This window comes from Mameliella sp. AT18, from assembly GCF_028807275.1.
In the GTDB taxonomy this organism is placed as follows: Bacteria; Pseudomonadota; Alphaproteobacteria; order Rhodobacterales; family Rhodobacteraceae; genus Antarctobacter; species Antarctobacter albus.
Window position 1 is genome coordinate 25,922 of sequence record NZ_JARAMO010000291.1, and the last position, 12,839, is coordinate 38,760.

The window sequence follows — 12,839 nt, forward strand, 5'->3', positions numbered from 1 at the left end:
CAAGCCACTCAACCCGGGCGGGGTGCCCCGGAGACGCGAAAGACGAATGGCAACCTGCCGCCCGTCCTGCCGCCGATCCATGATCCCCGCCCCAGCTTTGCGCGGAGGGCGCGATGACGATCGAACGGGTGCTGACCCTTTTACAGACACGGGCCGAAACACCGGAACGGGCCCGGGAACTGGCAAGCATGGGCTACATGCAATGGCTTGGCAGCCTGCCGGGCTGCGCAAGCTACGAGGAAGAAGCTGTGCGTGCCTGGATGCGGGCCCAGCCCTTTGCCGGCACGGATCCGGCGGTGGCGGTGTTCTGCGACCTGCTGCACCAATCCATCCGGCGCCCGGCGGTGCCGCTGGACCTGCCCTTGCCGCAGCCGCAAAGGCGCGGAGGCGCCCGGAAACGGCGGTTGTCGATCTGACCGGAGCCACTGGCCGCTGTCTATGCCGTGGTCGGGACCGCGCCATTGTCCGGGGTCAGGTGCACGGTCTGCGTCGGGTAGGCAAAGCTGACGCCCAACTCTTTGGCCAGGGACAGGATGTCGAGGATCAGCGCCTGTTGCGCGGCGATCTGCGCCTCGTAGCTGAAGACGCGGAAATGCCCCCATAGCTCGATGTCGATGCTGTGGGGGCCAAGCGACTTGATGCCGATGGTCACATTGTCTGTCTCGGCCTCAGGCTGATCGCGGTAGATCTCCATCAGCCGCGCCACGAACTGTTCCAGTTGCGCACGCGGAGTTTCGTAGGTGAGGCCGATCTTCATCAGCACGCGACGCCTCCGACGGCTGCCCCAGTTGGATATCACCTGGTCCGAAAGCTGGGCGTTGGGCACGATCATCAGGGTGTCGTCCAGCTTGCGCAGGCGCGTCGACCGCAGACCCACCGTCTCGATCACGGCCAGCGTGTTGGCTGCCTCGACCAGGTCGCCCTTGCGGAAGGGGCGGTCCGACAGAAGGATCGCGCCGCCGATGATGTTGGACACGGTTTCGCGTGCGGCAAAGGCCAGGGCCACGCCACCGATCCCCAGACCGGTCAGGACCCCTTCGTACGGCAGTCCGGCAACATCGGCGCAGCCGATCACCGCCCCGACGACGATCAACAGTTTCATCAGCCCCTGGGCCAGCGACAGCACGATTTCGTCCGTGTAGGCACGGGTCTGGGTCGCCTTGGCCATAAGCGCGCCAAAGATCAGCGAGACGACACGGTAGGCCAGCGCGGCGCTGGCCAGGATCAGCAGCATCGCGGACAAGCCCGACACCGCGCCGAAAGCCCGCAACGTCAGGCCCAACCGCTCGCTGGCGTCAAGGAACAGAAGGGCGGCGGCCATCAATCCGACCGGGCCGGCCAACTGTCCTACAAGGCGTCCCTGCCAGGAATCCTGCCCTGCCAGTCGGCGCGCGACGGCCCATCCCGCCATCAGCACCAGCGCCATGACACCCAGGTACGTCAGGACCCCCAGCCATTGCCAGGTCTCCAGTCCCCAGGCCTCGGCCTGCAGCCAGCCGGCACGCGCAAGGACCGCCTGCCGCGTGGCAAAGAACTGTGACAGGGGCGGCGGCGTGGTCAGGCCGGGAGCAAGGGGCATCTTTTCGAGGGCCGCGTAGATGTCTGGCAGCTCTGCCATCGTCTCGCGCGAGAAACGCCAGCGCCGCTCCACGGGGCGCCCCTCGCCGTCGAGGATGTCCGTTGGTGCGATGGTGATGTCGCCGACCGGATGGCGATAATAGACATAGGGCAGGGGGCGGTTGGGATCGTCGGGAATCTCCTGCCAGTAGATAAAGCCGATCCGGTCGATGCTCTGGCGCAGGTAATCGGCCATCAGCGCGCCCTCGATCCGGCGCAACTGACGCGGGACGTGATCAAGGTTCAGCGCCCGCAGTGCGCGGGTATCGCCCGTGCCGTCCCAGTCCTTGGCGCCCAGGAGGAAGTCCATCATCACCATGCGCGGACTGCCGGCCCGCGCCCGTTCGAGCGCCTCAAGCGTGTCGTGCCCCCGGGCATCAATCAATCGTTCCAGATCTGCCTGCAGGATCACGGCGGGCGGGACGACCAGCTGCCACAGTCCCTCGGCGCCCAGGCGGAACCGCAGGCTGTGGTCGGCGCTTGTGCCTGCCGGACTGATCTCGAAGGCCAGCGTCTCGCCAGGTTCTGCCCCGACACGCGGGACCGGTGCATCCCAAAGCCGGAAGGTCGAGATATCGAGAATGTGCCAGAGCGCGCGCCGCCGTCGTTCCCGGTCCGACGAGTCCCCCTCCGGGCCATCGTAGGTCAGCAGGGGTTCGATCCAGCGCACCTGGCCTTCGCGCCCGTGGTAGATGGCGTCATTGCCCGCGGCGAGGATGCTGCGCAGCGTGGCCTGCGGAGTGGCGCCGCTGAACCAGGTGGGGCGTTGTTGCTGGGCGATCGCGGCGCGATGCCCGTTCCACCAGTCGCCTGACCCGAAACGCCCGGCAAAGCTCTGCCCGTCCGCCGACAGCACAAAGATGAAGTCGCCGCTTTCCCCACCCTCGGACCATGTGCCGCGCAGGACGCCGTCGCGCGTTGTGCCGGTGACCGTGCCGTCGCCGGGCTGGTAGGTGCCGCTGACCGCGTCGCCGCGTTGTTGCAGTAGCAGAAAGGCCTCTCCGGAGGACCAGAACGTCTGCCAGTCGCCGGGCCAGCCGGTATGCCCCTCCGGTTGTGCTGCCAGCGCGCGGGGCAGCATCAGGCAAAAGACCAGCAGCATCGTAAGGGCGGCGATACGGCGAAGGGGCAGGGGCATCCGTCGGATCCGTCTTTGGGTCGCGACAGCATAGGCGCTTGCGCGGGCCTCGTTGCGATTCGGGGCGGTGGGCCGGTCCTTGTTGCCGTCTGCGTGGCAGAAGGGTCACGGCGTTGCGCGCCTTTGGGGCAATGTTGGCACAAGTCTGCGCAAGGAAAGGGCTTTGTTTCGTCTGCGAACCCGGAACAGAGTGTTTCCGGGGCAGGATCGCAAATCCGGACTCGCGCAATGGTGGTATGTGTAAGGTGCCGCCGGGTAAGAGTGTGGCATTTTCATGGCCAGATTCGGGCGCACCCCGCGCCCGGAGTGGAACGGCAGGCCCCCGGCACGAAAGGGCCTGCAGCAGAACAGGGATCTTGGGCGAATGGCTTTGCCGACCTTGAACGGATTGTTCACTGGCCCGCTGCGTATCGACGTGGCGCTGCAATTCGACACGCTTGGCGGCGGCACGTCAAAGCCCCTGGTGGCCTTGGGCGCACAGGGAGAGGCGCCGCAACTGGTCTTTGGCCAGATGGGGGCCAGCGCCGATCTCTACTTTGATTTCATCCAGGGAGACGAGACCTATCGCCTGGTGGCCGAGGATGCGCTGGTGGTCGGGGAAACGGCCACCTATTCGGCCCAGATCGACGATGCCGGCGTGATGTCGATCCTCAAGGACGACCAGCCCGTGGCGCAGATGCAGGCCGAGGTGCCGGTCGGACTTCCGGTCTATGACTTGACCGGCCCGGCGACCGAGTTTGATCCCACAGTGATCGACTTGACGGTCGAGCCGCTCAGCCCGGCAGACCCGGGGGGCGACATGGCGATTGTCGCGCATACCGACGACGATCTCTTGTTCATGAATCCCAGCATCGCCGAGACCATCGCCGCGGGGGATCCCATGACCACGGTCTACCTCACTGCGGGGGATGCCGGACAGGACGCCGACTATTGGGAGGCGCGCGAGGCCGGGGCCAAGGCCGCCTATGCGCAGATGGCGGGCTCTGACCCGGATGCCTGGGTGGATGAGACCGTGACCCTCGACATCGGTGGCGAGGCCTGGGAGGTGCAGAGCAGCTACCTGGCGGATGCGCCGCAGGTGCGGCTCTACTTCCTGCGCACGCCTGACGGAATCGATGGCGCGGGCACCGAGCCTTATGGCTTTGGCAGTCTCGAACTGCTGGCCAAGGGTGAACTGGCCGAGGTTACGACCGTCGATGGCGCGGTGACCTACACTTCTGGCGAGCTGACCCAGGTCCTGGGCGCGATCATGACACGGCACGCCCCGCAAGAGGTGATGTTGCAGGATGACTCCAGCGAGATCGAGCACAGCGACCACGTTCACACAACCGAATTTGCCGAGGCGGCGCTGGAGCTTTACGGCCAGAATGTCGGCGTCACGCTTTACACCGGATACGAAAGCTGGGCCGGGGAAGAGAACCTGACCCCGGACGAAACCGCTCTGGTCACCTCTGTCTTCGAGACCTACGCGGCTTTTGATCCGGCGGTGACCGACGAGAACGGCGACCTGCGCGAACCCTACACCGACTGGGTCCTGCGCGAGTATGTTTCCGAGCAATACAGCCTGGTGGATGGAGAGCGGGTGGACGGCCTCCTGCCAGAGCCAGAGCCAGAGCCAGAGCCAGAGCCGGAAGAGCCGCAACCGGAGGATCCGGAGCCCGAAGATCCAACGCCAGAGGACCCGGCCCCGGAGGACCCGGAACCCGAGCAGCCCCCTGCCGGAGATGCCTTTTCCCCGGGCGGGTTCTATGCGCAGTTCCTGGACAGCTACGCCGGCAGATGGCAGGGCGCGCCGCCGGGAGATTCCGACCCGGAGCCCACGCCGGACCCGACGCCCGATCCGGTGCTAGGCGGAGACGATCCCTTTGGCGCGGGCGGTTTCTATGAGCAGCTGATGCTGCCTAATGCCTCCAAGTGGGACAGTTTCGACCTTCCCGAAGAGGAAGAAGACGACCTGTCCGAGGATGTGACAGCCTGATCCGACCGGGCGGGCAGGTTGCCCTGTGCCCGTATTCGCGTCATTGGACCTCGGGCTGCATCGTCGTTGCCTGACCTGCGGAACAGCGCGCGTGTCGGGCCGACGCCGGTGTCGGCGCGTCAAGGCAAGGCTTGACCGGGAGGTGTGCCGGGTCGATGAATTGGGGGTGAGGTATCGTCCGGGTCCGACTGGGCGCCGTGAACGACTGTTTCGTTTATGGGTGAGGCGTTTCTTGCATTGTTTTTTCAGCAGCGGATCGGGAGATGACTTGAGATGTCGGAAACTTTCAACGGGTTTTACACCGTAACGGCGCTCGGCGGCGGCACGTTCCAAATCAACAGCGTCTATGACGCCAGTCCGACCCTGTTCGAGGACACGGCCGACGGTGTGAATGATGGCGCCATTGCGCCCGGCGCCCAATTGACGGCGACCTCCGGCGGAAGTTTTACCGAAACCCTGCAAGGGATCGTCCCGGGGGAAGGCATCGTGACTTTTGGTACCTTGAGTTTTTTCTATTCTACCAATGATTCCAGCCTGAGTGTTGGCGATACCGTCACCATCGACACCTCCACCCCATATACGTTCTGCTTTCTTGCAGGCACGTCCATCACGACACCCGCAGGCGAGGTGCCCGTCGAAGCCCTGCGCATTGGCGATCCGGTCGTGACCGCATCCGGCAAGCCCGTGCCGGTGAAGTGGATCGGCCACCAGACGATCCGCAAGACCATGTTCACCAGGCCCGAATGCGCACCGGTCCGGATTTCTTCAGGGGCGTTGGGGAACGGGCTTCCGCGCAACGATCTCTTCCTGACTTCGGATCACGGGCTGATCATCGACGGGCTCGTGATCAATGCCGGGGCACTGGTCAACGGCGACACGATCCGTTTCACGGCTCTGTCAGAGATGCCCGGGACATTCACGTATTACCATGTCGAGACCGAGGCTCATGACGTTGTCCTCGCCAATGGGGTGCCTGCGGAAACCTTCATCGACTATGCAGCCCGGGGCAAATTCGACAATGCCGCCGAATACATAGCGCTTTATGGCGAAGAGCGGACCGTGCCCGAACTGGACATGCCCCGCATCAGCGCGGCCCGCCTTGTGCCGCCGTCGATCCGGGCAAGACTTGCGGGCCGCATGGACGCCGCCTGAGCCGCCGGAACTTCGTCGAAGGAAACGACGGCTGCGCGCCCGATCCGGTGGCAGCCGCCAGGACGCATTCGACCGCAAAGCCGATCGCAAGACCTGTAGTGCCCGGAGTGACGTGCTGAACCGGGCAGCCCTGCGTTGCAACCTGCCTTGGCCGGTCGCCGTGCTGGCGACGCGCCACGCATAGCTGGCCCCGTCACACCGTGACGGGTCCAGTCCTGTCGCCGAAGAGATGGAAAATCGCAGGTCCTTCGGCCTGGTCTGTCGCTCGTGTGTCAATCTCTGGACATTTCTGTCTAGATTTGGATCCGCCCCCCTCCTAGCCTGTCAAAAACGAATCCGGGGAGGGACGGAGATGAATACGCATTACCGTGTGGTCGTGATCGGTGGGGGCGTCGTCGGCGCCTCGGTGCTGTATCACCTTGCCAAGTTCGGCTGGACCGATGTCTGCCTGCTGGAACGGTCCGTCCTGACCGCCGGCAGTTCCTGGCACGCGGCGGGGGGCATTCACGCGCTGAACGCCGATCCGAATATGGCCGCGCTGCAGGCCTATACGATCGACCTGCTCTCCGAGATCGAACAGGAAAGCGGCCAGAACATCGGGCTGCACATGACCGGCGGGCTGACGCTTGCGGGCACGCCGGACCGCTGGGAATGGCTGCAGGCCAATTACCGCGTGTTCCAGTCCATCGGCATCGACGATTGCGAGTTGCTGACCCCCGAAGAGGCGCAGCGCCGCTGCCCGATCATGTCGACCGAGGGTATCCTTGGCGCCATGTGGGCCAACCGCGAGGGGTACATCGACACCACCGGCACCGTCCATGCCTATGCCGTGGCCGCGAAGAAACGCGGCGCCAGCTATTTCGAACACACCAAGGTCGAGTCGCTGGAACAGGTGGCGGACGGATGGAAGGTGGTGACCGACAAGGGCACGATCACATGCGAGCATGTGGTCAATGCCGCGGGCCTCTGGGCGAAACAGGTGGGCCGCATGGCGGGGATCGAATTGCCGGTCTCGCCTTTGAAACACCACTACCTCGTGACCGAGAGCATCCCCGAGATCGCGGCTCTGGATTTCGAGGTGCCAATGACAGTCGACCTCGAGGGGTTCACCTACATGCGGCAGGACCAGAAGGGGCTGCTGCTGGGCATCTACGAGGTCGAACATGAACACTGGGCGATGGACGGCGCGCCCTGGGATTACGGGATGGAACTGTTCCAGGAACAGACCGACCGGATCGAGCATGAGCTGACCTGTGGCTTTCACCGCTATCCGGTGCTGGAAAACACCGGGGTCAAGACCTGGGTCAACGGCGCCTTCACCTTCTCGCCCGATGGCAACCCGCTGGTCGGTCCGGTGCGCGGCAAGCGCGGTTACTGGACCGCCTGCGCGGTCATGGCCGGCTTCCTTCAGGGCGGCGGTGTCGGCAAGACGCTGGCGGAATGGATGATCCACGGCGAGCCGGAGGCCGATGCCTGGCCGATGGATGTGGCGCGCTACGGCGACTACGCCCAGAACAAGCGGTACATCAAAGAGACGACCGGCCAGTTCTACTCGCGCCGTTTCGTGATGACCTACCCGAACGAACAGCTGCCCGCCGGGCGCCCGCTGAAGACCGCGCCGGCCTATACGGCCATGAGCGAGGCGGGCTGCAAATGGGGCTGCAGCTGGGACCTGGAGGTGCCGCTCTATTTCGCGCCGCAGGGGTTCGAAGAAGTGCCGACGCTGAAACGCTCGAACGCCTTCGACATCGTGGGCGAGGAATGCCGCCACGTCCGCGAAAAGGTGGGCATGGTGGACATCACCGGCTTTTCGCGGTTCGAGGTCTCGGGGCCGAACGCGGAAAAGTGGCTTGATCGGGTCATGGCTTCGAAACTGCCCGGGCCGGGCCGCGCGAAACTGGCGCCGATGCTGGAACCGGGCGGACGGCTCAAGGGCGACCTGACGGTGATGAACTGGGGCGACGGCACCTGGTGGATCATGGGCAGCTACTACCTGCGCGAATGGCACATGCGCTGGTTCCAGGATCACCTGGACGAGGGAGTGACGATCCGCGATCTGGGCGAAGAGATCTGCGGCTTTGCCCTGACCGGCCCGCGCTCGCGCACCGTCATCGAAAAGGTCTGCGAGGGCGCGGGCGATCTGCCTTTCATGGGCTGTGCCGCGCTGGACGTGGGCCTGTTCCGCGCGCGTGTCGCCCGCATGTCCGTCGCCGGCGAACTGGGGTACGAGATCAGCGTGCGCATGGGCGATCACATCAAGCTGCGGGAACTGCTGCTGCAGGCGGGGGCCGACGAGGAGATCCGCGAATACGGTTTCAACGCCATGCTCTCGCTCAGGCTGGAAAAGAGCTTTGGCATATGGTCGGCGGAATTTACCCAGGGCTACACGCCGGGCGAAACCGGCATGGACCGCTGGATCGACTGGGACAAGGACTTCATCGGCAAGGAGGTCGCGTTGAAGGAACGCGCGGCGGGGGCAAAGCGCCGTGTCGTGACGCTGGAAGTGGATGCCACCGATGCCGATGCCAGTGGGTATGAGCCGGTCTGGAAGGATGGCAGGCGCGTGGGCTTTGTCACTTCTGGCGGTTACGGTCATACGCTGGGCAAATCCTACGCCCTGGCCATGATGGATGCGGATGCGGCAGCCGAGGGCACGGAATTGACCGTCCATGTGGTTGGCGCCGAACGGCCCGCGCGCGTGATCGCGCCGTCGCCCTACGATCCGGCGGGCAACGCCATGCGCGGCAAGCCTGTCTGATGGCCGCGGAGGCACAGACCCCGGCCCGTCGCCGCCGCAAACGCGGTGGCGACGATGCGGCCCCGGCCCGCAAGGTCAACTATCGCCAGTTGACCAACCCGTTCACCCCGCAGACGGTTTTCACGCAGGACCGCATCGAGGCCATCCACGCCACCGCCCTCCGCGTGCTCTCGGAGCTGGGCCTCAAGGTTCTGCTGCCCGAGGCGCGCAAACTCTACGCGCAGGCGGGCTGCATCGTGGACGAGGACAGCCAGATGGTCCGCATCGGGCAAGAGGTGGTCGAGGCGGCGCTGGCCTCCGCGCCCCGCCGGTTCACGCTGCATGGCGGCGATCCCTCGCGCGACCTGGACATGGCCTTGGGCACGCTTGCCTTTCAGTCCGGGGCAGGGGCGCCGAATTGTTCCGACCTCCTGCGCGGCCGCCGCGCGGGCACGTTGCGCGATGTCGAGGAGCTGACGAAACTGGTTCAGCATTTTGACGCGATCCAGATGCTTTCGCCGGGGGTGGAGCCGCAGGACATCCCCGTCCACCTGCGCCACTACGCCTTAACCCGGATGCAGTTGAGTGTCTCGGACAAGGTGCCCTTTGTCTTTTCGCGCGGGACGCCGCAGGCGCTGGATGCCTTCGAGATGATTGCCGAATTCCGCGGCCTGTCCGAGGTCGAATTCCGCACGCAGCCGCATTGCTACACGATCATCAACACCAACTCGCCACGTCAGATCGACATTCCGATGGCGCAGGGGTTGATCGACTTCGCCCGCTACGGCCAGCCCTCGGTCGTCACCCCCTTCTGCCTTATGGGGGCGATGGCGCCGGTGACGGTGGCAGGCGCGGTCACGCTCAGCCATGCCGAGGCGCTGGCGGGCATCACCCTGACCCAACTGGCCCGCCCGGGCGCGCCGGTCTGCTACGGTGCCTTCGCCTCGAACGTCGACATGAAAAGCGGCGCCCCCGCCTTCGGCACTCCTGAACAGGTCAAGGCAAGCCTGGCCGCCGGGCAACTGGCGCGTCTCGTCGGGCTGCCCTGGCGCAATGCCGCCGGATGCGCGGCCAACACCAACGATGCGCAGGCCGCGCATGAGACAGAGATCAGCGCCTGGGGGGCGCTGATGTCGGGTGCATCCATCGTCATCCACGCGGCGGGCTGGATCGAAGGCGGGCTGACCGTCAGCTACGAGAAGTTCATCACCGACATGGAGATGGTCCAGGTCATGGCAGAGCTTTGCGCCGCAACGCCCTGTTCCGATGCGGAGATCGGCTTTGACGCCCTGGCCGAGGTGCAGCCCGGCGGGCATTTCTTCGGCTGCGCGCATACGATGGAGCGCTACGCCACCGCCTTTTACGAGCCGCTGGTGGCGGACTGGTCGAACTTCGGTACCTGGACCGAACGCGGCAGCCTGGATGCCAACGACCGCGCGCTGGGGCTCTGGCAGCAGATCCTGGCCGATCACAAGGCCCCGGCCTGTGCCACCGGCGACCGGCTGGCCGCGCTGGATGGGTTCATTGCCAAACGCACCGGGGAGGGCGGCGCGGCGCCGGCGGATTGATGGCAGGAGATGACAGCGGAAAGCAGCGACAGGCCGAGGTCCCAGACCTCCCCGGCAATACCAAGGTCACACGAGAGGATTGGCTGCACGCAGCGATGGAAGTCTTGATTTCCGACGGTGTGCAATCGGTCAAGGTGCTGACCATCGGCGCGCGCCTGGGCGTGTCGCGCTCGTCCTTCTACTGGTACTTCCAGAGCCGGCAGGACCTGCTGGACCAGTTGCTGGCCGAATGGGAGCGGACCAACACCGGCGTCATGATCGCCCATGCCGGATTGCCCGCGCCGACCATCACCGCCGCGCTCAACAATTTCTTTCGCTGCGTGGTGGACCCGAAAGGCTTCAACCACCGGTTGGATTTCGCAGTCCGGGAATGGGCGCGCCGCGATGACACGGTGCGCGCCGCCCTCGACCGGTCGGACACGGCCCGGCAAGAGGCCATCGCGCAGATGTTCGCCCGCCACGGCTATGACCCGGCAGAGGCCAACATCCGCGCCCGCGTGCTTTATTACCAGCAGATCGGGTACTACGCCCTGGAACTGTCCGAAACGCTGGAGGAGCGCCTGTCACGGGTCGAGGGGTATCTCTATTGCTTCACCGGCCAGCACCCCGCCCCGAGCGAGGTCGAAGATTTCAAGCGCATTGCCCGGAGCCTGACCGAATGACGCGCTATTCCGCCCTCGCACTGGCCCGGGAGGGGCTGCGCGGCCACCGGGGCTGGCGCCCGGCCTGGCGCAAGCCAGATCCGAAACCCGCCTATGACACGGTGATCATCGGCGGTGGCGGGCACGGGTTGGCAACGGCCTATTACCTGGCGAAGAGCCACGGGGTCAGGCGGGTTGCCGTGCTGGAAAAGGGATGGATCGGGGGCGGCAATACCGGGCGCAACACAACGGTGATCCGGTCCAACTACTTCTATCCCGAAAGCGTGGCGCTCTATGACCTCGCGCTGCGGCTCTACGAGGGGCTGAGCAAGGAGCTGAACTACAACGTCATGCTCAGCCAGCGCGGCATGCTGATCGCCGCCCATACGCCGATGCAGATGGAGATCTGCGCCCGCATCGCCAATGCCATGATGCTGAACGGCGTGGACGGCAGCCTGATGGGACCGCAGGAGGCCCGCGCCCGCCTGCCGTTGCTGAACGACGCGCCCGACGCGCGTTACCAGTGCCTGGGCGGTGTCTGGCAGGGACGCGCGGGCATCGCCCGCCATGACGCGGTGGCCTGGGGCTATGCCCGTGCCGCCAGCGCGCTGGGTGTCGACATCGTCGAGGGCACTACCGTCACCGGGATCTCCACCACGGGGGCGCGCATCACCGGGGTCGAGACCGACCGGGGCCCCATCGCCTGCGACCGCCTGGGCATCGCCGCCGCCGGGGCCACGCCGGGCCTCGTCGCGCCCCTTGGCATCCGCCTGCCGATCCATGACTACGCCTTGCAGGCCTTCGTCTCGGAACCGGTGAAACCGATGCTGGACACTGTGCTGCTGTACCTCGGCACCGGCACCTATGTCAGTCAGTCCGACAAGGGCGAACTGGTCTTCGGAGGCGGACTGGACCGTGTGCCGACGCATGGCCAACGCGGCAACCTGCCGGTGCAGGAAACCATCGTCTCCGGCCTGTTGGAAATGTTCCCGGCCTTCGGTCAGCTGAAACTGCTGCGGCAATGGGCGGGCGTGGTGGACGTGGTGCCCGACAGCTCGCCCATCCTCGGACCCGCCGGGCCAGAGGGGCTGTTTCTCAACTGCGGCTGGGGCACCGGCGGTTTCAAGGCGATCCCAGCGGGCGGCTGGCTGCTGGCGCATATGCTGGCCACCGGCACCCACCACGAGATTTCGCGCCCCTTCGACCTGACCCGCTTTGCCAAGGGCCGGCTGATCGACGAGGCGGCAGGTTCGGGGATCGCCCATTGACCGGGTCCCGGACAACCCGTCCCGGCGGACAGGCCCGGCGCCGCGTCTGGTGCGCGGACCGCAGCCAACAGGAGTGACCAGATGCAGATATTCCCCTGTCCCTTCTGTGGTCCCCGCGACGAGAGCGAGTTTTATTTTGCCGCCGAGGCGGGTAAGCATCGCCCTGAGCCGGCGCCCGAGGTCACGGACACCGCCTGGTCCGATTACCTTTACGGCGCGGATGCGCCGAAAGGCCGGGCGCGAGAGGTCTGGGTGCATCTCACCTGCGGTGAAATCCTGTTGCTGACCCGCGATACCGTCACCCGCGAGGTGCTGGACGCCACGGCGCTGCCCGGGCGCGGGGAGGCCGCGACATGAGCGGCTGGCGCCATCCGACACTGGGGCAGATCGACCGGGGCAGGCCCCTGCGCTTTACCTTCGATGGAGAGCGGCACACAGGCTACGCGGGCGATACCCTGGCCTCGGCGCTGCTGGCCTCCGGCACCCGCGTGCTTGGCCGCAGTTTCAAGTATCACCGCCCGCGCGGTCTTTGGGGCCTTGGCGGAGAAGAGCCGAACGCGCTGTTCGATGTCGGTCACGGCGGGATCTCCACGCCCAATTGCCGTGCCACGCTGACGCCGCTGCGCGACGGCATGGACCTGCGGGCCGTCAATACCCGCAGGGCCGAACGCGATCCTCTGGGCCTGCTGGACCTGGCGCAGCGCTTTCTGCCGGCGGGTTTCTACTACAAGACCTTCATG

At 65.8% G+C, this 12,839-nt stretch carries 10 protein-coding genes; 9 read left to right on the forward strand and 1 reads right to left on the reverse strand.

The window, feature by feature from the left end:
• Positions 1-113 precede the first annotated feature (113 nt).
• Complete coding sequence (locus PVW46_RS23745; RefSeq protein WP_043145726.1) at positions 114-416, forward strand: hypothetical protein; 303 nt, start codon at positions 114-116, stop codon at positions 414-416.
• A 20-nt stretch (positions 417-436) separates the two neighbouring features.
• Here the strand turns inward: PVW46_RS23745 and PVW46_RS23750 are convergent, their stop codons facing one another.
• A complete protein-coding gene (locus PVW46_RS23750; protein ID WP_069210068.1) occupies positions 437-2,755 on the reverse strand; it encodes a mechanosensitive ion channel family protein in 2,319 nt (772 codons plus the stop codon).
• 364 nt (positions 2,756-3,119) lie between these two features.
• On the opposite strand from PVW46_RS23750, the gene PVW46_RS23755 reads away from it, so the two are divergent.
• From PVW46_RS23755 to PVW46_RS23790, 8 genes are all read left to right on the forward strand, one after another.
• Positions 3,120-4,733: a PIG-L family deacetylase gene (locus PVW46_RS23755; protein WP_274577998.1), complete on the forward strand. Its 1,614-nt coding sequence runs from the start codon at positions 3,120-3,122 to the stop codon at positions 4,731-4,733.
• Positions 4,734-5,006: 273 nt separating this feature from the next.
• The gene (locus PVW46_RS23760) at positions 5,007-5,885 is read left to right on the forward strand and encodes a Hint domain-containing protein (RefSeq protein WP_069210066.1); all 879 of its coding nucleotides are present in this window, start codon (positions 5,007-5,009) and stop codon (positions 5,883-5,885) included.
• 352 nt (positions 5,886-6,237) lie between these two features.
• Positions 6,238-8,643: a GcvT family protein gene (locus PVW46_RS23765; RefSeq protein WP_069210065.1), complete on the forward strand. Its 2,406-nt coding sequence runs from the start codon at positions 6,238-6,240 to the stop codon at positions 8,641-8,643.
• On the forward strand, positions 8,643-10,190 hold the full coding sequence (locus PVW46_RS23770; protein ID WP_069210064.1) for a trimethylamine methyltransferase family protein: 1,548 nt from the start codon (positions 8,643-8,645) through the stop codon (positions 10,188-10,190). The genes PVW46_RS23765 and PVW46_RS23770 overlap by 1 nt, the downstream gene beginning before the upstream one ends.
• The gene (locus PVW46_RS23775; protein ID WP_069210063.1) at positions 10,190-10,852 is read left to right on the forward strand and encodes a TetR/AcrR family transcriptional regulator; all 663 of its coding nucleotides are present in this window, start codon (positions 10,190-10,192) and stop codon (positions 10,850-10,852) included. Before PVW46_RS23770 ends, PVW46_RS23775 begins: the two co-directional genes overlap by 1 nt.
• Positions 10,849-12,099, forward strand: coding sequence for a sarcosine oxidase subunit beta family protein (locus PVW46_RS23780; RefSeq protein WP_069210062.1), 1,251 nt, complete (start codon positions 10,849-10,851; stop codon positions 12,097-12,099). The genes PVW46_RS23775 and PVW46_RS23780 overlap by 4 nt, the downstream gene beginning before the upstream one ends.
• 81 nt (positions 12,100-12,180) lie before the next feature.
• A complete protein-coding gene (locus PVW46_RS23785; RefSeq protein WP_069210061.1) occupies positions 12,181-12,456 on the forward strand; it encodes a sarcosine oxidase subunit delta in 276 nt (91 codons plus the stop codon).
• Positions 12,453-12,839, forward strand: a 387-nt coding sequence (locus PVW46_RS23790) for a 2Fe-2S iron-sulfur cluster-binding protein (RefSeq protein WP_274578002.1), incomplete at its 3' end; no start/stop codon positions are given. The genes PVW46_RS23785 and PVW46_RS23790, both read left to right, overlap by 4 nt.